Below are 18,828 nucleotides of genomic sequence, written 5' to 3' on the forward strand. Positions count from 1 at the left end.
CCAGAAGAGGATCGAACGCGATGAAGACCCTTGCCTCCGCCGTCCTGCTCGCCGCCACCGCGCTCACCGGCCTCGCCGGCTGGGGTGCGCCGGCCGCCGCCGCCGATCCGCTGACGCTGCAGCTGAAATGGGTCACCCAGGCCCAGTTCGCCGGCTATTACGTCGCGGCGGCCAAGGGCTTCTACAAGGACGCCGGGCTGGACGTCACCATCAAGGCCGGCGGTCCCGACATCAACCCGACCCAGGTCATCGCCGCCGGCGGCGCCGACGTGATCGTCGATTGGATGCCGTCGGCGCTCGCCAGCCGGGAAAAGGGCGTGCCGCTGGTCAACATCGCCCAGATGTTCCAGAAGTCGGGCATGATGCTGACCTGCCGCAAGGACGCCAATATCAAGGATCCGAAGGACTTCAAGGGCAACACGCTGGGCGTCTGGTTCTCCGGCAACGAATATCCGTTCCTGTCCTGGATGAGCAAGCTCGGCTATTCCACCTCCGGCTCCAGCCCGGACGTGAAGGTGCTGAAGCAGGGCTTCAACGTCGACCCGCTGCTGCAGAAGCAGGCGGCCTGCATCTCCACCATGACCTATAACGAATACTGGCAGCTGATCGAGGCCGGCATGAAGGCCGACGAGCTGACCGTCTTCAAATACCAGGACCAGGGCGTCGCGACGCTGGAGGACGGCCTCTACGCCACGGAGAAGTCGCTGGCCGATCCCAAGATCGTGGCGAAGCTGGCGAAGTTCGTGAAGGCCTCGGCAAAGGGCTGGGAATATGCCGCCAAGAACCAGGCGGAGGCGGTGAAGATCGTGCTGGAGAACGACACCACCGGCGCCCAGACCGAGGAACACCAGACCACCATGATGCAGGAGGTCGCCAAGCTGGTCAACGGCGGCGCCAAAGGAACCGGCTATCTCGACCCGGCCGACTTCAACCGGACGGTGGACATCCTGATGTCGGGCGCCTCGGCGCCGGTGATCTCCAAGAAGCCGGAGGGTGCCTACAGCCACGCGGTGTTCGACGCGGCGGCCAAGCTGTAAGGCCCAGTCGCGGGTTACGGAGGGGAGGGAGGCGTCGCGCACGCCCCCTCCTCCCAGATCTTGCCCGCACAAGACAGGCGTGCATTTCTATCGGCAAAAGACTTTCCGCATGAGGAGTGTAAGAGATATATTAGTAAGCACGGCGTCACGCCGCTGACATGAACGGATCGAACATGGACACCAACGCGGGCGATATGAATCTGGCGGATGCGACCGCACCGGCGCGCCGCCGTCGCCGCCGGCCCGCCAGCGCCACGGCACGGCCGGCCCATCGCGGCACCACCGTGTCGGGTACGATCTACCGCGATCTGCGCGACGACATCGTCTCATTGCGCCGCAAGCCGGGCGAACCCCTGATCGAGAAGGAGGTGGCCGATACCTACGGCGTCAGCCGCACACCCGTGCGCGAGGCGATGCTGAAATTGGCCGACGAAGGGCTGGTGGAGGTGTTCCCGCAATCCGGCACCTTCGTCGCCCGTATCCCCTTGAGCGCCTTGCCCGAGGCCATCGCCATCCGCCGTGCGCTGGAAGAGGCGACGGTGCGCTATGCCGCCGAACAGGCGACCGGCAGTCAGGTGGCACGCCTGCGCGCCAATCTGGAACTGCAGCGGGAAATGCAGGAGGCCGGCAATTTCGACGGCTTCCACGATGCCGACGAGGATTTCCACGCGCTGCTGGCGGAGATGTCGGGCTATCCCGGCTTCTGGACGCTGACCCAGCAGGTGAAGCGGCAGGTCGACCGCTACCGCCACCTGACGCTGCCGGTCACCGGCCGGATGGAAAAGGCCCTTGCCGAACACAGCGCCGTCGTCGAGGCGATCGCCGCCCGCGACCCGGACCGCGCCGTCGCCGAGCTGCGCCGCCACCTGACCGACCTTCAGCTGGGCATCGCCGACGTCCAGCGGACCAATCCGCACTATTTCACCAACTGATTGCAGCGGAGAAAGCGGTGGCGAGCCGCCCTCACACCGTCCGCGTTTCGTAGTCGGTGAAGCTCGCCTTGCGCGGTATGTAACCGCTGGCGAAATGGGACGAGGACACGATCATGTCGGCGGTGGCCTCGTTGCAGGCCATCGGAATGTTGTACAGCGTGGCGAGGCGGGTCAGCGCCTTCACGTCCACGTCGTGCGGCTGCGCGGTCATCGGATCGACGAAGAAGACCAGCAGGTCGATCCTTCCCTCTGCGATCATGGCGCCGATCTGCTGGTCGCCGCCGAGCGGCCCGCTCTTCAGCGGGGTCACGTCGAGAGTGGGATGGGCGGCGCGCACCTTTTGGCCGGTGGTGCCGGTCGCCCAGAAGGCGTTCCCGTCCAGCGTGGCGATGTTGGCGCCGATCCAGGTGATGAGATCCGCCTTGCGGGCGTCGTGGGCGACGAGGGCGATGTGCTTGCGCGGCTGCTGGGCGGTCATGGATTTGGTCTCCGGGAAATGCCTCTCTACTGATATATTAGATTGGCCACAGGCGCAACGCGGGCGCCCCGTCCGGCCGGCCCGGCGCATGAATTCCGTGATTTTGTCGCGCATTCTCCGTTGGCTGAAATGTCCGGCTTTCCATCATTAGAGCTTGCCCATCTTACTAGTATATTAGTATGATCGGGGCAGACTTGCCGAATCGCCGGCCCACCCGAAATCGAAGGACCCGATCGACATGAAAATCTCCGTCCGCCACGCCTCCCACCCCGATGCGGTGCGCAACTTCGATTCCGAGACGCTGCGCGACCACTTCCTGGTTCCGACCCTGTTCGAGGCGGACGAGACCGTCTTCACCTACAGCCACATCGACCGTTTCGTCATCGGCGGCGCCATGCCGGTCGCCGGCCCGGTCAAGCTGGTGTCGTCCAAGGAGATCGGCTCGCCCAACTTCCTCGACCGCCGCGAACTGGGCATGGTCAATGTCGGCGGTCCCGGCCGCGTCACCGTCGACGGCTCCGTGTTCGAACTGGCGCCGCGCGATGCCCTCTATGTCGCGATGGGCAGCAAGGACGTCACCTTCGAAAGCCTGGACCGCCGCGAGCCGGCCAAGTTCTACCTGAACAGCACGCCGGCCCATGCACGGTTCGAGACGATGAAGATCTCCATCGGGCAGGCCAAGGCCGTCCATCTGGGCGACCCGGCCCAGTCGAACGAGCGCACCATCTACCAGATGATCCACCCGGACGTGGTGCGCACGGCGCAGCTGGTTCTGGGCATGACCGTGCTGAAGCCGAACAACATGTGGAACACGATGCCGTGCCACACCCATGACCGGCGCTGCGAGGTCTATTTCTACTTCGACCTGCCGGAGGATGCCCGCGTCTTCCACCTGATGGGCGAGCCGGAGCAGACCCGCCACATCGTCGTCGCCAACGAACAGGCCGTGATCTCCCCGCCCTGGTCGATCCACTCCGGCGTCGGCACCCGCAACTACACCTTCATCTGGGCGATGGGCGGCGACAACCAGGACTTCACCGACATGGACTTCATCGCCATGGACCGCCTGCGCTGAGGCCCGACGCAGCCATGACCAAGTCCTTCGATCTGACCGGCCGGACGGCGCTGGTCACCGGCGCCAACACCGGCATCGGCCAGGCCATCGCCGTGGCGCTGGCCGAGGCCGGCGCCGACGTGGCGGTGGCCGGCCGCACCCCGCCGGTGGAAACTCAAGGGATGGTGGAGCGCACCGGCCGGCGCTTCGTCGCCATTTCCGCCGACTTCACCAGCATCGAACCGGTCCCCCGGATCATGGAGGAGGTGGTCGCAGGTCTCGGCCATGTCGACATCCTGGTCAACAATGCCGGCCTCATCCGGCGCGCCGATTCCATCGACTTCAGCGAAGCCGACTGGGACGACGTGATGAACGTCAACATCAAGTCGGTGTTCTTCCTCTGTCAGGCGTTCGGCCGCCATGTCTTCGCGCGCCGGGCCGCAGGTGAGGACGCCAAGGGCAAGATCATCAACATCGCCTCGATGCTGTCCTTCCAGGGCGGCATCCGGGTGCCGTCCTACACGGCCTCCAAGAGCGGCATCGCCGGCGTCACCAAGCTTCTGGCCTGCGAATGGGCGGGCAAGGGCATCAACGTGAACGCCATCGCGCCGGGCTATGTCGAGACCAACAACACCACGGCGCTGCGTGCCGACGAGGCGCGCAATGCCGAGATCCTCGGCCGCATTCCGGCCGGGCGCTGGAGCCTGCCGTCCGACATGGCCGGCCCGGCGGTGTTCCTGGCCTCCGACGCCTCGGACTATGTCCACGGCATCACCCTGCCGGTGGACGGCGGCTGGCTGGCGCGCTGACGTGAACCAACCCCCGCTCCCGCCCCTGTCCGGGGCGGCGGCGGGATCTCAGGGGAAGAAGGAAGAAAACCAATGACCACCGACGTGTTCGTGACCGCGGACGATATCCCCTGGCAGGATCTCGGCGCCGGGGTGCGGCGCAAGATCCTCGGCTACAACGACGCCATGATGATGGTGCGGGTGGAGTTCGAGGCCGGCGCCATCGGCGCGCAGCACCGCCACCCGCATGTCCAGTGCGCCGTGGTCGAGAAGGGCTCCTTCGACGTCACCATCGACGGCCGCACCAAGCGCCTGAACACCGGCGACGGCTATATGGTGCCGTCCAACGTGCTGCATGGCGTGGTGGCGCTGGAGCCGGGCGTGCTGCTCGACATCTTCACGCCCATCCGCGAGGATTTCCTGGGCGAGCCGGTGGCCTACGCCGCCGCGGCCGACGCCATCCAGGCTTGAGCGCCAGTGGGCAACGGGGGCCGGGCCGGCCCCCTTTTGTCCTCGGCTCAGGCGAGATCGCCGGGTGCGGTGAAGTAGCGCGGATAGTCGCGGCGGATGTCGGCGACCGAGATCTGCAGGTCGTCCAGATGTTCATCCAACGCCTTGGCGGCGGCGGCCGGATCGTTGGCCGCGATCGCATCGACGATGGCGGTGTGCTCGGCGATCACCTCGGCGACGCGGCCGAGCACCGGCAGGGTCAGCAGGCGGTAGCGGTCGATCTGCACCTTTGTCTGCTGGATCAGCGTCCAGAATCCGGGATAGCCGGCGATCTCCGCGACCAGTGCGTGGAACGCCTCGTCGGCCTGGTGGAAGCCGACGAAATCCGCGGCCTCCTGCATCTCCTTCTGCAACTCGAGATTGGCTCGCAGCGCTGCGATCTGGCTGCGCGTGGCACGCGCCGCGGCATAGCGCACCGTCGCCTCTTCCAGCGCCTTGCGGATGGCGAAGGCTTCCGGCAGGACGTCCAGCGGGATGCGCGCCACGAAGGTGCCGGATTGCGGGAAAATCTCGATCAGCCCCTCGTCGGCCAGCTTCAGCACGGCTTCGCGGACGGGCGTGCGGCTGACGCCGTAGGCCTCGGCGATCTGCTTTTCGGCGATGGCGTCGCCGGGCTTGCGCTTCAGCGATACGATCTCCGCCCGCAGGTCGCGGTAGATGCGCGACGCCACCGTCGCGGCACGGCGCGGCGGGCGGACCGTCGCGGCCGGCACCGCAGCGCGGCGGGCGGTTGCAGAGGCCAGGCCGCCTTCATCGTCTGTCGTCGCGACCTTCTTCACCGATGACTCCATTCCGGCAGGCGTGTAACGGGGCGGCAGTCTTCCGCCCCTGGGGCGTTCCTTGTTTCCCGCAATCTACCCGCCCCGCTTTACCAAGGTCAAACCCATCGCCAGCATCATGCCCGACCTTTTGCCCGGTTCGGGTGCGGCGACTGGGCGCAGGCCATAGGCGGCTCAAGAGGTGGTCGGGAGCATGATTGGGCTTGCAATCATATCTGATATATTAATATTATACGGCCAGCCGGTAGGGACGGTCCCCCGCACGGACCCCGCCTTCTCCCCACCCTGCTTTTGTCACTCTCTTGCAGCGCAGAGGCTTCCGATGCTTCACCCCGACCGTCTGTTCCCGAGCGACCCGACGCAGCGCGACATCGCGCGGCGCCTCTACGGCGAAGTCAGCGCCCTGCCGATCATCAGCCCGCACGGCCACACCGATCCGTCCTGGTTCGCGAAGGACGAGGCGTTCCCCGACCCGGCGAGCCTGTTCGTCAAGCCCGACCATTATGCCTTCCGCATGCTGTACAGCCAGGGAATTCCGCTGGAGCAGCTGGGCGTGCCGCGCAAGGACGGCGGGGAAACCTCGTCCGACTCGCGCGCCATCTGGCGCCTTCTGGCCTCCAACTGGCACCTGTTCCGCGGCACGCCGACGTCGATGTGGCTGACCCACGCCTTCGAGACGGTGTTCGGCGTCACCGAGCGTCTGAGCGCCGCCAGCGCCGACCGCATCTACGACCAGATCGAAGAGTGCCTGCGCAAGCCGGAATTCCGTCCGCGCGCCCTGTTCGAGCGCTTCAACCTCGAAGTGCTGGCGACCACCGAATCGCCGCTCGACACGCTGGAGCACCATAAGGCGATCCGCGAGAGCGGCTGGAAGGGCCGGGTCATCACCGCCTTCCGTCCCGACCCGGTCGTCGATCCGGAGTTCGAGGGCTTCCGCGAAAACCTCGCCGAACTGGCCCGCATCACCGGCAAGGACACCGCGACCTGGGACGGCTATCTCGCCGCGCTCGCCGACCGCCGCCAGTATTTCAAGAGCTTCGGTGCCACCTCGACCGACCACGGCCACCCGACGGCGGCGACCGCCGATCTGGCCCGCCCCGAGGCCGAGAAGCTGTTCGACATCGTCCGCCGCGGCGGCGCGACGGCCGAGGAAGCCGAACTGTTCCGCGCCCAGATGCTGACGGAAATGGCGCGGATGAGCCTGGAAGACGGTCTGGTCATGCAGATCCACCCCGGTTCCTTCCGCAACCACAACAACCTGGTGTTCGAGCGTTTCGGCCGCGACAAGGGTGCGGACATCCCCAGCGGCACCGAGTATGTGCGGGCGCTGAAGCCGCTGCTCGACCGCTTCGGCAACGAGCGCGACCTGACCATCATCCTGTTCACCCTGGATGAGGACAGCTATTCCCGCGAGCTGGCTCCGCTGGCCGGCCATTACCCGGCGCTGCGCGTCGGCCCGGCCTGGTGGTTCCACGACAGCCCCGAGGGCATGCGCCGCTACCGCGAGATGATCACGGAGACCGCGGGCTTCTACAACACGGTCGGCTTCAACGACGACACCCGCGCCTTCTGCTCGATCCCGGCCCGGCACGACGTGTCGCGCCGCGTCGACTGCAGCTTCCTCGCCCGCCTGGTGGCCGAACACCGGCTGGCAGAGGACGAAGCGGCGGAACTGGCTGTCGACCTCGCCTACCGCCTCGCCAAGAACGCCTACAAGCTGTGATTGGTTGAGCTGTAACGCCCAGATCCCCCTCTCCCCCCGCTCACGCGCAAACGAAGTTTGCGCTGACGCGACAGGCGGATCGAAGATCCGCCGAAAGCGGGGAGAGGGTCGGGGTGAGGGGGATGCACCGCAGGATTTTCCCAAAGGTCCCGCCACGCTTCCCCCTCACCCTAACCCTCTCCCCGGGGGGGAGAGGGGATCTTAAGTCTCCCGCGCCTCAAGGACATCTTTCCATGGCATCGCTGACCATCCGCCTGCACCCCGCCGACAACGTCGTCGTCGCCGGCGCCGACCTGGAGCCCGGCACCATTCTGCCCGGCACTGACGTCGCGACCACCGGGCCGGTGCCGGCCGGGCACAAGGTCGCGGTGCGCGCCATCGCACTGGGCGAGCCGGTGCGCAAATACAATCAGGTTATCGGCTTCGCCACCGCGGCGATCCAGCCGGGCGACCATGTCCACGTCCACAACATGGGCATGGGCAGCGACTTCGAGCGCGATTATGCCTTCGGCGCCGACGTGCATCCGGTCGAGCCGATCCCGGAGGCCGAGCGCGCCACCTTCCAGGGCATCGTTCGCCCGGACGGCCGCGTCGCCACCCGCAACTACATCGGCGTTCTGACCTCGGTGAACTGCTCCGCCACCGCGGCGCGGATGATCGCCGACCATTTCCGCGGCTCCGCGCTGGCAGCCTATCCCAACATCGACGGCGTCGTCGCGCTGACCCACGGCTACGGCTGCGGCATGGCCGGCAGCGGCGAGGTGATGGACACGCTGCGCCGGACCATCGCCGGCTACGCCCGCCACCCCAACTTCGCCGCGGTGATCCTGCTGGGTCTCGGCTGCGAGGTGAACCAGATCGACAAGCTGATGGAGGCCACCGGCCTGGAAGCGGGCGCCCGTGTCATCCCCATCGGCATCCAGGACATGGGCGGCACCGCCGCCGCCGCCCGCGAGGGCATCCGCCGGATCGAGGCTCTGCTGCCGGAGATCAACGCCGTCGAGCGCCAGACCCTGCCGGCCAGCCACCTGACGCTGGCTCTGCAATGCGGCGGCTCCGACGGCTATTCGGGCATCACCGCCAACCCGGCCTTGGGCTATGCCGTCGACCTGCTGGTCCGCAACGGCGGCACCGCCGTGCTGAGCGAGACGCCGGAGGTCTATGGCGCCGAGCATCTGCTGACCCGCCGCGCCGTCCGCCGCGAGGTGGGCGAGGCGCTGGTCGAGCGCATCGGCTGGTGGGAGGAGTACACCAGCCGCACCGGCGGCGAGATGAACAACAACCCGTCGCCCGGCAACAAGAAGGGCGGCCTGACCACCATCCTGGAAAAGTCGCTGGGCGCGGTCGCCAAGGGCGGCACCACCCCGATGACCGCCGTCTACCGCTATGCCGAGCCGATCACCGACAAGGGCTTCGTCTTCATGGACACCCCCGGCTACGACCCGGTGTCGGCGACCGGCCAGGTGGCGGGCGGCGCCAATGTGCTGTGCTTCACCACCGGCCGCGGTTCGGTCTTCGGCTGCAAGCCGACGCCCAGCCTGAAGCTGGCGACCAACAGCGAGCTGTTCCGCAAGATGCCGGACGACATGGACATCGATTGCGGCGCCATCGCCAGCGGCGACGCCTCGATCGAGGAGGTCGGCCGCGCGATCTTCCAGCTGGTTCTCGACACCGCGTCGGGCCGCAAGACCAAGAGCGAGGAACTCGGCGTCGGCGCCGATGAATTCGCTCCTTGGCAGATGGGAGCGGTTATGTAAGGGGTCCGCCCCCTTTTTCATGACCGATGACGAGCCGGCGCCATGCCTGACAGTTCCCCCCCGCGCACCAGTGTTGAATCCGGTCCCGAACCGGTGAATGCGCCGCAGACCCCGATCCAGCCAACTGGATCGGGGGCCAGGGGCACGGAGCCGATGCGGGCGATCCTGCTGGTGGTGCTGGCTGTGGCCTGCCTGTCCTGCTCCGACGCCACGGCGAAATATCTCGCCCGGACCCTGCCGCCGGCCGAGATCGCCTGGATGCGCTATGTCGTCTTCACCGCGCTCGTGATGCCGCTGGCTCTGCGCGGCGGCTCGCTGCGGGTGCTGAAGACGACGCGGCCGGGGCTGCAGGTGCTGCGCGGCATGGGCATGCTGGGTTCGGCCCTGTTCTTCATCATGGCGATGCAGCATCTGCCGCTGGCGGAGGCCGCGGCAATCAGCTTCGTCTCGCCCGTCTTCGTCACCGTGCTGTCGATCCTGCTGCTGAAGGAGACGGTCGGCATCCGCCGCTGGGTGGCGCTGCTGGTCGGGCTTGCCGGCGTCATCATCGTCATCCGGCCGGGGGCGGACGGCTTCCAGCCCGCCTCGCTTCTGCCGATCCTGACCGCCTTCAGCTGGGCTTTGGGGCTGGTGGCGACGCGCAAGATGACGGTGCAGGAGAACCCGCTGACCACCATGGTGTGGAGCGCGCTCACCGGCCTGATCGTGCTGACGGCGCTGCTTCCCCTACACGCGGCATGGCCGACGCCGTGGGAGATGCTGCTCGGGGTCTTCATCGGGCTGGTCTACACCCTGTCGCAATGGCTGCTGATCCTGGCCTACCGCCAGGGCGAGGCATCGGTGCTGGCGCCCTTCACCTATGTCCAGCTGATCTGGTCGACCGCGCTCGGCTTCCTCGTCTTCGGCGCGGTTCCCGACCATTGGACCTTCGTCGGCACCGGCGTGATCATCGCCAGCGGCCTCTACACCGCGCACCGCGAACGGATGCGGGCACGCGAACGCCGCCTTGCGGCGTCATGACTGATTTGCCGGGGCGATCCCCGGCTTGTGGAGAAGAAACATGACCGACACGCCCAACCGCGTCGCCGCGCTCGGCGAATGCATGATCGAGATGTTCCGGCGGCCGGACGGGTCGCTGACCATGGGCTTCGGCGGCGACACGCTGAACACCGCGGTCTATCTGGCGCGTCTGGGCACGCCGGTCGACTATGTCACCGCGCTTGGCGACGACAGCATCAGCGACGGCATGGTGGCCGCCTGGGCGGCGGAAGGTGTCGGCACGTCCCATGTCCTGCGGGTGCCGAACCGCCTGCCCGGCCTCTACCTGATCGAGACGGATGCCAGCGGCGAGCGCCGCTTCCTCTACTGGCGCGACAAGGCCCCGGCGCGCGAGCTGTTTGCCCTGCCCCAGACGCCGGAGCTGTCCAAGGCGCTGGAGGGCTACGGCATCGTCTATCTGTCCGGCATCAGCATCGCCATCCTGGGCGAGCAGGGCCGCGAGCGCCTGTTCGAGGTGCTGCAGCGGGTGCGGGCGCGCGGCGGCAAGGTCGCCTTCGACACCAACTGGCGCCCGCGCCTGTGGCCGGACATCGAGACCGCCCGCGTTGCCTTCGACCGCATGCTGCGGCTGACCGACATAGCGCTGCCCGGCGTCACCGACTTGCGCGACCTCTATGGCGACGCCGATGCCGACGCCGTGCTGGCCCGCGTCCGCAACGCCGGCGTCACCGAGATCGTCCTGAAGCTGGAGCAGCCCGGCTGCGTGGTGATCGAGAACGGCGAAGCCGTCGAGGTCCCCGCGCAGAAGGTCGCCACGGTGGTGGACACCACGGCGGCCGGCGACAGCTTCAGCGCCGGCTATCTCGCCGCCCGCCTGCGCGGCGAAGGCCCGGTCGATGCCGCCCGCGCCGCCCACACGCTGGCCGCCGCCGTCATCCAGCACCGCGGCGCCATCATCCCGCGCGACGCCATGCCGGCCTGACCGCCGGTATCCGGCACGCCGGATCAGCCTTCCGCCGCCAGTTCGCGGCGGAAGGCGCGGCTCGCCATTTCCGCGAAGGCGGTGAGCGCCGCCTCGTCCGCGCCGTCGCGCGCCGCCGCCGACATCCCCTTCATCGCGATCGCCACGAAGTCTGCCAGCTCGCCGGCCCGTTCCGGCGCCTCCCCGGCGATGAAGTCACGGATCGCCGACACGCCGGCCTTCCTCAGCGCCTCGGCCAGCGCGCAGGCCTCCGGATCGGCGCTGTTGCGCGCGCCGTCGAGCACGAGGCAGCCCGCCACCCCGTTCCGCTCCGGATAGAGCCGCGCCGCCAGCAGCAGCGTGCGCTCGATCACCTCGGCCACGCTGCCTCCCTCCGCCTGCGCCCGCGCGAAGATGTTCGCCTCCCCCGCCGCATAGCGCTGAAGCGCCCGTTCGAACAGCCCGGCCTTGCTGCCGAAGGCCGCATAGAAGCTCGGCGGCTTGATCCCCAGCTCCGCCCCCAGCTCGGCGACGCCCACGGCGTCGTAGCCGCGCGCATGGAACAGCTTCATCGCGGTCTCGACCGCCTCGTCCACATCGAACGACCGCCGCCGTCCGCGTGCCCCGGATGAGTCCTTTGGGGACAAATCTGTAGCGACCACTATATTTTCTCCTTGCGCAAACCCCCTGTCCGAATTTATATAGCGCTCACTACATTTTCTCAAGGAGCGCATCATGGGTGAGTTCACCGGCCGCAAAGTCCTGGTCCTCGGCGGCAGCCGCGGCATCGGCAAGGCCATCGTCCGCCGCTTCGCCAAGGCCGGGGCCGAGGTTGCCTTCACCTATGCCGGGTCGAAGGACGCCGCCGACGCGCTTGCCGCCGAAACCGGCGCGGAGGCCATCCGCACCGACAGCGCCGACCGCGATGCCCTGATCGCCACCGTGGCCGACCGCGGCGCGCTCGACGTGCTGGTCGTCAATGCCGGCACGGCGATCATCGGCGATCCGCTGACTTTCGATCCCGACGCCGTCGACCGGATGATCGACATCAATGTCCGGGCGCCCTACCACGCGTCGGTCGAAGCGGCCCGGCGCATGAACGACAACGGGCGCATCATCGTCATCGGGTCGGTCAACGGCGACCGCGTGCCCTTCGCCGGCGGTGCCGCCTACAGCATGACCAAATCGGCGGTGCAGAGCATGGTGCGCGGTCTCGCCCGCGATTTCGGCCACCGCGGCATCACCGTGAACGCCATCCAACCGGGTCCGACCGACAGCGACATGAATCCGGCCGATGGGCCGATGGCGCCGGCCATGCGCGAGTTCATGGCCATCAAGCGCCACATCCACGCCGACGAGGTCGCCGAACTGACCGCCTACGTCGCCGGCCCGCATGCCGCGATGATCACCGGCTCGTTCCAGACCATCGACGGCGGATTCGGCGCCTGACCGTCGGCACTTAAAAAAACGGGGGACGGTGCTCGTCCCCCGTTTTTTTATTTCTGCTGATCCTTGCGCGAGGCGCCCATGCCGCCGGTGGCGTCCGGCAGCGGCGTGTGGCCGGTATTGCCGGTGCGGTGCTGCGGGTCGTCGCCGGCCTGCGGCGTGTTGCCGGGCGACATGGCGTCGACGGAACGCTTGATCCGCTCGCCGCCCTCGCGCGCCTCCTGCTCGTGACCGGACAGATCGCCCGCGGCCTTGTCCTTTGCCTGATCGATCACGTCCCGCATCCGGTCATCGTCGCGTCCCTTTCCACCCTGGGCCTGATCCTGCCCACCGGCTTGGTTCTGGTCGTTCCGGTTGTCCATCGACGCTTCCTTCCCTGGGGGTGACGGCACCGCAGACTGGTCAGAAAATGGGCCGGCCGCGGCACTCCTCCCTCAACAACCGGGCCGGAGCCGCAAAGTGCGCTGTGCAGAAGCGGTATGGACCACTCCCCTACCGCACGGCCGCACCTTCATGGGCCAGCAGCCAGCGCTTGCGCTCCACCCCTCCGCCATAGCCGGTCAGCGCCCCGGCGGAGCCGATCACCCGGTGGCAGGGCACCACGATGCTGATCGGGTTGGCGCCGTTGGCATGCCCCGCCGCCCGCACCGCCGCCGGACGTCCGGCCAGCGCCGCCAGTTCGCGGTAGCTGACGGTGCCGCCGCAGGGGATGGCGCGCAGCGCCGCCCACACCGCACGCTGGAACGGCGTCCCGCCGGTACGCACCGGCAACCGGTCGATCACCGCAAGCTCGCCCGCGAAATAGGCATTCATCGCACGGGTCAGCCCGCCCGGATCGGCTGCCTGCCGCAATTCGTACCCGCCGCGATGATGAAGTCGCAGCAGGCGGTGCAGCCGGTCTTCGTGGTCCGTCCAGTCGATGGCCCGCAAGGCGCCCTCTTCATCCGCGACGACGATCAACTCGCCGATGGGCGTGGCGGTGCGGTCGATCAGCAGGCTGGAGACAGCGGACATGGCGACACCCCTATCCCTGATGCATAGGCGCGCTGCCGAAAATGAAGGCACCGCCTTTGCGACGCAACTCTTTGATAGGGCGCAATTTCCTGTCCTCGACCTGCGCCGCTCAACGGATTTTCTTGCGCATCGCCGCCAAAAGAGGCTCCAAAAGGCTGAGTTGCGTGCAATCCGCATGGCTGGCATGATCGGAACATGCCTGTCCATACCGTCAGTTCTTGACCGAACAGTCAGCTTTTCCGCCGCCTCCGTGCCTTGGCAGTGCTGGTTGGTTCTCTTGGCACGCGGGTTGCTGACGCTTCGGTAGACACGCCGCTCTGCGACCGAAGGGAAGCCATCCGCCATGACCCTGATCGCTACGCTTGCCGATACTGAAGACCGTCCGCCCTCGCCCTACGCCGACCTGACGCCGGCGATGACGCCGGTGCAGGCGCTGGCCGAGTCCAACCGCTGCCTGTTCTGTTACGACGCCCCCTGCATCAAGGCCTGTCCGACCGGGATCGACATCCCGGCCTTCATCCGCTCCATCGCCACCGGCAACCTGAAGGGTGCCGCGACGACGATCCTGTCGGAGAACATCATGGGCGGCACCTGCGGCCGGGTCTGCCCGACCGAGACGCTGTGCGAACAATCCTGCGTCCGCAACCGGGCGGAGGACCGCCCCGTCGCCATCGGCCGGCTGCAACGCCACGCCACCGACCGCCTCATCGATGGCGAGCCGGCCCACCCCTTCGCCCGCGCCGCCGCCACCGGCAAGCGCGTGGCCGTGGTCGGTGCCGGCCCGGCCGGCCTGTCCTGCGCCCATCGCCTCGCCACGCTCGGCCATGAGGTGACGGTGTTCGAGGCAAAGGCGAAGTCCGGCGGCCTCAACGAATACGGCCTCGCCCCCTACAAGATGGCCGACGATTTCGCCCAGCGCGAGGTGGCCTTCATCCTCGGCGTCGGTGGCATCACGGTGGAGCATGGCCGCAAACTGGGCGCCGACCTGTCGCTGGACAGCCTGCGCGCCGATTACGACGCGGTGTTCCTTGGGCTCGGCCTCGGCGCCAACAACCGGCTCGGCATCCCCGGCGAGGAGCGTGCGGGTGTGGAGGACGCCACCGCCTTCATCGAGCGCGTGCGTCAGGCGCCCCCCGGCCAGCCGCCGGCCGTCGGCCGCAGCGTCGTGGTGATCGGCGGCGGCAACACCGCCATCGACGCCGCCATCCAGGCCAAGCGCCTGGGCGCGGAGGACGTCACCCTGGTCTATCGCCGTGGCCGCGCCCAGATGGGCGCCACCGCCTGGGAGCAGGAGTTGGCCCAGACCGAAGGCGTCGTCCTCAAGACCTTCGCCGCCCCCAAGGAGATCGGCGACACCACCATCACTTTCGAACGCACCCGCCTGACCGACGGCAAACTGATCGGCACCGGCGAGACCTTCACCCTCCAGGCCGACATGGTGCTGAAGGCGGTCGGGCAGAAGCTGTCGGCCGACGCGCTGAATGGCCTGCAGGTCACCGGCGGCAAGATCGCCATCGACGATGCCTACCGCACAACGCTGGCCAAGGTCTGGGCCGGCGGCGATTGCGTCGGCACGGGCGAGGATCTGACGGTCCAATCCGTGCAGGACGGCAAACTCGCCGCGCTCGCCATCCACAGCCACCTGACCGCCTGAGGAAAGGGAGCCACATCATGGCCGATCTTCGCAGCACCATCGCCGGCATCCGCTCCCCCAACCCCTTCTGGCTGGCCTCGGCCCCGCCGACCGACAAGGCCTACAACGTCGTCCGCGCCTTCAAGGCGGGCTGGGGCGGCGTGGTGTGGAAGACGCTGGGCGAGGACCCGCCGGTGGTCAACGTCTCCAGCCGCTACGGCGCGCATCTCGACACCGACCGCCGGATGATCGGCTTCAACAACATCGAGCTGATCTCCGACCGGCCGCTGGAGGTCAATCTGCGCGAGATCATGGAGGTCAAGCGCGACTTCCCCGACCGCGCCATGGTCGTCTCGCTGATGGCCACCATGACGGAGACGGCCTGGGCCGGCCTTGCCCGCCGCATCGCCGAGACCGGGGCAGCGGACGGGCTCGAACTCAACCTCGGCTGCCCGCACGGCATGTGCGAGCGCGGCATGGGCTCCGCCATCGGGCAGGTGCCGGAGATGGTGGAGCAGGTCACCCGCTGGGTGAAGAACGCCGTCAACCTGCCGGTGATCGTCAAGCTGACCCCCAACATCACCAACATCCTGTGGTCGGCGGAAGCGGCCAAGCGCGGCGGCGCCGATGCGATCTCGCTGATCAACACGGTGAACTCCATCGTCGCAGTGGATCTCGACGCCATGGCGCCGACGCCGGTGGTCGACGGCAAGGGCAGCCACGGCGGCTATTGCGGCCCGGCGGTGAAGCCGATCGCGCTGAACATGGTGGCGGAGATCGCCCGCAATCCGGAGACAAGGCACCTGCCGGTCAGCGGCATCGGCGGCGTCACCACATGGCGCGACGCGGCGGAGTTCCTGGCGCTGGGCGCCACCAACGTCCAGGTCTGCACCGCCGCCATGACCTATGGCTTCAAGATCGTCGAGGACATGATCGGCGGCCTGTCCAACTGGATGGACGAGAAGGGATACCGGACCCTGGACGAGTTGAGCGGCCGTGCCGTGCGCAACGTCGTCAACTGGAACGACCTGAACATGAACTTCTCGACCAAGGCGGTGATCGACCCCGCCTTGTGCATCGATTGCGGCCGCTGCCACATCGTCTGCGAGGACACCTCGCACCAGGCGATCCGCATCGACGCGGGTGAGAGCCGCCGCGTCTTCACCGTGGTCAACGAGGAGTGCGTGGGCTGCAACCTGTGCAGCCACATCTGCCCGGTGCCGGACTGCATCACCATGGTGCCGGAGCAGACCGACCTGCCCTACGTCACCTGGCCCAACGACGCCCGCAACCCGATGCGCGTTCCCGAAGCCGCCGAATGACGCCCCCTCGGCCGTCATCCCCGCGAAGGCGGGGATCCAGGCTTTGCCAAAGGGGCCGCTTCCGAAACTCTGGATCCCCGCCTTCGCGGGGATGACGTCGAAACAGAAATGGCGCCAGCCCGACCGAAGAAGGATTGGGCGCCGTTCCGTTCAGGAGAGAGCAACATGTCCACCCCGCAGAATGTCGCCGTGAACGGCTCGCGCCTGTGGCAGAGCCTGATGGACATGGCGCAGATCGGCGCCACGCCCAAGGGCGGCGTGTGCCGGCTGGCGCTGACCGACCTCGACAAACAGGGCCGCGACCTGTTCGTGCGCTGGTGCGAGGAGGCCGGCTGCACGGTGTCGGTCGACAAGATGGGCAACATCTTCGCCCGCCGCCCCGGCCGCGACGACAGCCTGCCTCCGGTCGTCATGGGCAGCCATCTCGACAGCCAGCCGACAGGCGGCAAATATGACGGTGTCTATGGCGTGCTGGCCGGGCTGGAGGTGGTGCGCAGCCTGAACGACATGAACTACGTCACCGAGGCCCCGGTGGAGGTCGCGGTCTGGACCAACGAGGAGGGCTCGCGCTTCGCCCCGGCCATGGTCTCGTCCGGCGTCTTCGCCGGGGTGTTCGACCTGGAGTACGGCCTGTCGCGCGCCGACCTCGACGGCAAGACGATGGGCGAGGAGCTGGCCCGCATCGGCTATGCCGGCGACCGGGAGGTGGGCGGCCGCAAGGTCGGCGCCTATTTCGAGGCCCACATCGAACAGGGTCCGATCCTGGAGATCGAGGGCAAGACCATCGGCGTCGTCACCGATTGCCAGGGCCAGCGCTGGTACGAGATCACCTTCACCGGCCAGGAGGCCCATGCCGGCCCGACCCCGATGGTCCGCCGCAAGGACGCGCTGCTGGGGGCATCCCGCGTCGTCGATGCGGTCAACCGCATCGGCCTGAAATACGGCCCGCTGGCCTGCGCCACGGTCGGGCTGATGCAGATCCACCCCAACAGCCGCAACGTCATCCCCGGCCGCGTCTTCTTCACCGTCGATTTCCGCCACCCGGACGACGCCATCCTCGCCGCCATGGACGGCGAGTTGCGCGCCGAGGTGGAGCGCATCGCCGGCGAGATCGGGCTGGAGAGCGATTTCCAGCAGATCTGGTACTACGCCCCGATCAAGTTCGACGAGACCTGCGTCGCCGCCGTCCGCAAGGGGGTGGAGCGCACCGGCCACAGCTTCCGCGACATCGTATCGGGCGCCGGGCACGACGCCTGTTACCTGTCGAAGATCGCGCCGACGGCCATGGTCTTCATCCCCTGCATCGACGGCATCAGCCACAACGAGGTCGAGGAGACGACGCCGGAATGGTCGACCGCCGGCTGCGAGGTGCTGCTGCACGCCGTGCTCGACCGAGCCAACGCCATGGCCGAGCAAACTGCCCCTCTCCCCCCCGCTCACGCGCAAACTTTGTTTGCGCTGACGCGACAGGCGGACCATAGGTCCGCCGAAAGCGGGGAGAGGGTTGGGTGAGGGGGACGCACAGCGTGGATTCTTGGAGAGTCCCGCAACGCATCCCCCTCACCCTGACCCTCTCCCCGCTTTCGGCGGACCAAAGGTCCGCCTGTCGCGTCAGCGCAAACAAAGTTTGCGCGTGAGCGGGGGGAGAGGGGATTAGCCCCGGCAATGAATGAGTGGTTATCAAAGCGATGGCGCGAACGGCTGCCGACACCACCGATACAACGTCGCCCCAGGGCCGCATCCGGCGTGAGAACGTCGAGCGCATCCTGAAGGCGGCCGAGCGCGTCTTCGCCGAGGCCGGCTGTGCCGGCGCCACCATGGCCGACATCGCCGAGCGGGCCGGCCTGCCCAAGGCAAACCTGCATTATTATTTCGGCACCAAGGAGGACCTCTACCGCGCCGTGCTCGACAACATCCTGCGGATGTGGCTGGCGCCGATCGCCTCCTTCACCCCCGATGCCGATCCGGCGGCGACGCTGACCGCCTATGTCACCGCCAAGATGGAGGCGTCGCGCACGCGTCCCCATGCCTCCAAGGTCTTCGCCAACGAAATCCTGCATGGCGGGACCCAGGTCGAACGCTTCCTGGCGGAGGACCTGAAATCGCTGGTCGACGCCAAGGCGGCGGTGATCAACGGCTGGGTCGCCGCCGGCCGCATGGCCCCGGTGGACGCCCGCCAGTTCCTGTTCATGATCTGGGCGGTGACCCAGCATTACGCCGACTTCGACGTCCAGATCCGCAAGGTGCTGGGCCGCCGCAGCCTGAGCCGCCAGGACTTCACCGCCATGACGGCGGAGGTGCTTCGGCTGGTCCTGCGCGCCGCCGGCCTGCCGGAACCGCAGATTTCCGAAACGCCCACCGACTCCGTCCCACAAAACCTCTGAGGGAGCGCCCG

General features: G+C 67.8%; 19 protein-coding genes. 14 read left to right on the forward strand and 5 right to left on the reverse strand.

Annotation, left to right across the window (positions count from 1 at the left end; genetic code table 11):
* The first annotated feature begins 20 nt into the window (after window positions 1-20).
* Complete coding sequence (locus VD964_RS13145) at window positions 21-1,037, forward strand: ABC transporter substrate-binding protein (RefSeq protein WP_324869025.1); 1,017 nt, start codon at window positions 21-23, stop codon at window positions 1,035-1,037.
* A 173-nt stretch (window positions 1,038-1,210) separates the two neighbouring features.
* On the forward strand, window positions 1,211-1,969 hold the full coding sequence (locus VD964_RS13150; RefSeq protein ID WP_324869026.1) for a GntR family transcriptional regulator: 759 nt from the start codon (window positions 1,211-1,213) through the stop codon (window positions 1,967-1,969).
* A gap of 31 nt (window positions 1,970-2,000) precedes the next feature.
* Here VD964_RS13150 and VD964_RS13155 read toward each other — a convergent pair whose 3' ends face one another.
* Window positions 2,001-2,447 (reverse strand): methylglyoxal synthase, encoded by a 447-nt coding sequence (locus tag VD964_RS13155; RefSeq protein ID WP_324869027.1) that lies wholly within the window; start codon window positions 2,445-2,447, stop codon window positions 2,001-2,003.
* A gap of 238 nt (window positions 2,448-2,685) precedes the next feature.
* Here VD964_RS13155 and kduI point away from each other — a divergent pair, with 238 nt between their 5' ends.
* The 3 genes from kduI (at window position 2,686) to VD964_RS13170 (ending at window position 4,760) form a co-directional block, all read left to right on the forward strand.
* On the forward strand, window positions 2,686-3,522 hold the full coding sequence (gene kduI / locus VD964_RS13160) for a 5-dehydro-4-deoxy-D-glucuronate isomerase (RefSeq protein WP_324869028.1): 837 nt from the start codon (window positions 2,686-2,688) through the stop codon (window positions 3,520-3,522).
* A 14-nt stretch (window positions 3,523-3,536) separates the two neighbouring features.
* Window positions 3,537-4,310: a 2-dehydro-3-deoxy-D-gluconate 5-dehydrogenase KduD gene (kduD, locus tag VD964_RS13165; RefSeq protein ID WP_324869029.1), complete on the forward strand. Its 774-nt coding sequence runs from the start codon at window positions 3,537-3,539 to the stop codon at window positions 4,308-4,310.
* A 72-nt stretch (window positions 4,311-4,382) separates the two neighbouring features.
* On the forward strand, window positions 4,383-4,760 hold the full coding sequence (locus tag VD964_RS13170) for a cupin domain-containing protein (RefSeq protein ID WP_324869030.1): 378 nt from the start codon (window positions 4,383-4,385) through the stop codon (window positions 4,758-4,760).
* 47 nt (window positions 4,761-4,807) lie between these two features.
* Here VD964_RS13170 and VD964_RS13175 read toward each other — a convergent pair whose 3' ends face one another.
* On the reverse strand, window positions 4,808-5,590 hold the full coding sequence (locus VD964_RS13175) for a GntR family transcriptional regulator (protein ID WP_324869031.1): 783 nt from the start codon (window positions 5,588-5,590) through the stop codon (window positions 4,808-4,810).
* 310 nt (window positions 5,591-5,900) lie between these two features.
* On the opposite strand from VD964_RS13175, the gene uxaC reads away from it, so the two are divergent.
* From uxaC to VD964_RS13195, 4 genes are all read left to right on the forward strand, one after another.
* Window positions 5,901-7,301 (forward strand): glucuronate isomerase, encoded by a 1,401-nt coding sequence (uxaC, locus tag VD964_RS13180; protein WP_324869032.1) that lies wholly within the window; start codon window positions 5,901-5,903, stop codon window positions 7,299-7,301.
* A 233-nt stretch (window positions 7,302-7,534) separates the two neighbouring features.
* The gene (locus VD964_RS13185) at window positions 7,535-9,058 is read left to right on the forward strand and encodes an altronate dehydratase family protein (RefSeq protein WP_324869033.1); all 1,524 of its coding nucleotides are present in this window, start codon (window positions 7,535-7,537) and stop codon (window positions 9,056-9,058) included.
* Between the two features lie 153 nt (window positions 9,059-9,211).
* Window positions 9,212-10,078 (forward strand): DMT family transporter, encoded by an 867-nt coding sequence (locus VD964_RS13190; protein ID WP_324869034.1) that lies wholly within the window; start codon window positions 9,212-9,214, stop codon window positions 10,076-10,078.
* A 40-nt stretch (window positions 10,079-10,118) separates the two neighbouring features.
* A complete protein-coding gene (locus VD964_RS13195) occupies window positions 10,119-11,039 on the forward strand; it encodes a sugar kinase (protein WP_324869035.1) in 921 nt (306 codons plus the stop codon).
* Window positions 11,040-11,062: 23 nt separating this feature from the next.
* Here VD964_RS13195 and VD964_RS13200 read toward each other — a convergent pair whose 3' ends face one another.
* A complete protein-coding gene (locus VD964_RS13200; RefSeq protein WP_324869036.1) occupies window positions 11,063-11,590 on the reverse strand; it encodes a helix-turn-helix domain-containing protein in 528 nt (175 codons plus the stop codon).
* 163 nt (window positions 11,591-11,753) lie between these two features.
* Here VD964_RS13200 and bdcA point away from each other — a divergent pair, with 163 nt between their 5' ends.
* Complete coding sequence (gene bdcA / locus VD964_RS13205) at window positions 11,754-12,467, forward strand: SDR family oxidoreductase (RefSeq protein WP_324869037.1); 714 nt, start codon at window positions 11,754-11,756, stop codon at window positions 12,465-12,467.
* Window positions 12,468-12,514: 47 nt separating this feature from the next.
* Here bdcA and VD964_RS13210 read toward each other — a convergent pair whose 3' ends face one another.
* Entirely contained in the window at window positions 12,515-12,826 is a 312-nt protein-coding gene (locus tag VD964_RS13210; RefSeq protein WP_324869038.1) for a hypothetical protein, read from the reverse strand.
* A gap of 130 nt (window positions 12,827-12,956) precedes the next feature.
* Window positions 12,957-13,478 carry a methylated-DNA--[protein]-cysteine S-methyltransferase gene (gene ogt, locus VD964_RS13215; RefSeq protein ID WP_324869039.1) on the reverse strand — a complete coding sequence of 174 codons (522 nt, stop codon included), beginning with the start codon at window positions 13,476-13,478 and terminating at the stop codon, window positions 12,957-12,959.
* 343 nt (window positions 13,479-13,821) lie between these two features.
* Here ogt and VD964_RS13220 point away from each other — a divergent pair, with 343 nt between their 5' ends.
* The 4 genes from VD964_RS13220 to VD964_RS13235 all read left to right on the forward strand — a co-directional run bounded on the left by VD964_RS13220 (window position 13,822) and on the right by VD964_RS13235 (window position 18,817).
* Entirely contained in the window at window positions 13,822-15,132 is a 1,311-nt protein-coding gene (locus VD964_RS13220) for an NAD(P)-dependent oxidoreductase (RefSeq protein WP_324869040.1), read from the forward strand.
* Between the two features lie 17 nt (window positions 15,133-15,149).
* Window positions 15,150-16,433 carry an NAD-dependent dihydropyrimidine dehydrogenase subunit PreA gene (gene preA / locus VD964_RS13225; RefSeq protein ID WP_324869041.1) on the forward strand — a complete coding sequence of 428 codons (1,284 nt, stop codon included), beginning with the start codon at window positions 15,150-15,152 and terminating at the stop codon, window positions 16,431-16,433.
* 165 nt (window positions 16,434-16,598) lie between these two features.
* Window positions 16,599-17,945, forward strand: coding sequence for a Zn-dependent hydrolase (locus VD964_RS13230; protein WP_324869042.1), 1,347 nt, complete (start codon window positions 16,599-16,601; stop codon window positions 17,943-17,945).
* A 176-nt stretch (window positions 17,946-18,121) separates the two neighbouring features.
* The gene (locus VD964_RS13235; protein WP_324869043.1) at window positions 18,122-18,817 is read left to right on the forward strand and encodes a TetR/AcrR family transcriptional regulator; all 696 of its coding nucleotides are present in this window, start codon (window positions 18,122-18,124) and stop codon (window positions 18,815-18,817) included.
* The last annotated feature ends 11 nt before the right edge of the window (window positions 18,818-18,828 follow it).

This window comes from Azospirillum sp. (assembly GCF_035628975.1).
Lineage (GTDB): Bacteria > Pseudomonadota > Alphaproteobacteria > Azospirillales > Azospirillaceae > Azospirillum.

Excerpts from the sequence above, each read along its gene's own strand:
- VD964_RS13185 (WP_324869033.1), top strand. The coding sequence starts at position 7,535 with ATGGCATCGCTGACCATCCGCCTGCACCCCGCCGACAACGTCGTCGTC.
- ogt (WP_324869039.1), bottom strand. The coding sequence starts at position 13,478 with ATGTCCGCTGTCTCCAGCCTGCTGATCGACCGCACCGCCACGCCCATC.
- VD964_RS13175 (WP_324869031.1), bottom strand. The coding sequence starts at position 5,590 with ATGGAGTCATCGGTGAAGAAGGTCGCGACGACAGACGATGAAGGCGGC.
- VD964_RS13200 (WP_324869036.1), bottom strand. The coding sequence starts at position 11,590 with ATGAAGCTGTTCCATGCGCGCGGCTACGACGCCGTGGGCGTCGCCGAG.
- preA (WP_324869041.1), top strand. The coding sequence starts at position 15,150 with ATGGCCGATCTTCGCAGCACCATCGCCGGCATCCGCTCCCCCAACCCC.
- uxaC (WP_324869032.1), top strand. The coding sequence starts at position 5,901 with ATGCTTCACCCCGACCGTCTGTTCCCGAGCGACCCGACGCAGCGCGAC.
- kduD (WP_324869029.1), top strand. The coding sequence starts at position 3,537 with ATGACCAAGTCCTTCGATCTGACCGGCCGGACGGCGCTGGTCACCGGC.
- VD964_RS13145 (WP_324869025.1), top strand. The coding sequence starts at position 21 with ATGAAGACCCTTGCCTCCGCCGTCCTGCTCGCCGCCACCGCGCTCACC.
- VD964_RS13155 (WP_324869027.1), bottom strand. The coding sequence starts at position 2,447 with ATGACCGCCCAGCAGCCGCGCAAGCACATCGCCCTCGTCGCCCACGAC.
- VD964_RS13230 (WP_324869042.1), top strand. The coding sequence starts at position 16,599 with ATGTCCACCCCGCAGAATGTCGCCGTGAACGGCTCGCGCCTGTGGCAG.
- VD964_RS13220 (WP_324869040.1), top strand. The coding sequence starts at position 13,822 with ATGACCCTGATCGCTACGCTTGCCGATACTGAAGACCGTCCGCCCTCG.
- VD964_RS13190 (WP_324869034.1), top strand. The coding sequence starts at position 9,212 with ATGCGGGCGATCCTGCTGGTGGTGCTGGCTGTGGCCTGCCTGTCCTGC.
- VD964_RS13195 (WP_324869035.1), top strand. The coding sequence starts at position 10,119 with ATGACCGACACGCCCAACCGCGTCGCCGCGCTCGGCGAATGCATGATC.
- VD964_RS13235 (WP_324869043.1), top strand. The coding sequence starts at position 18,122 with ATGGCGCGAACGGCTGCCGACACCACCGATACAACGTCGCCCCAGGGC.
- kduI (WP_324869028.1), top strand. The coding sequence starts at position 2,686 with ATGAAAATCTCCGTCCGCCACGCCTCCCACCCCGATGCGGTGCGCAAC.
- bdcA (WP_324869037.1), top strand. The coding sequence starts at position 11,754 with ATGGGTGAGTTCACCGGCCGCAAAGTCCTGGTCCTCGGCGGCAGCCGC.
- VD964_RS13150 (WP_324869026.1), top strand. The coding sequence starts at position 1,211 with ATGGACACCAACGCGGGCGATATGAATCTGGCGGATGCGACCGCACCG.
- VD964_RS13170 (WP_324869030.1), top strand. The coding sequence starts at position 4,383 with ATGACCACCGACGTGTTCGTGACCGCGGACGATATCCCCTGGCAGGAT.
- VD964_RS13210 (WP_324869038.1), bottom strand. The coding sequence starts at position 12,826 with ATGGACAACCGGAACGACCAGAACCAAGCCGGTGGGCAGGATCAGGCC.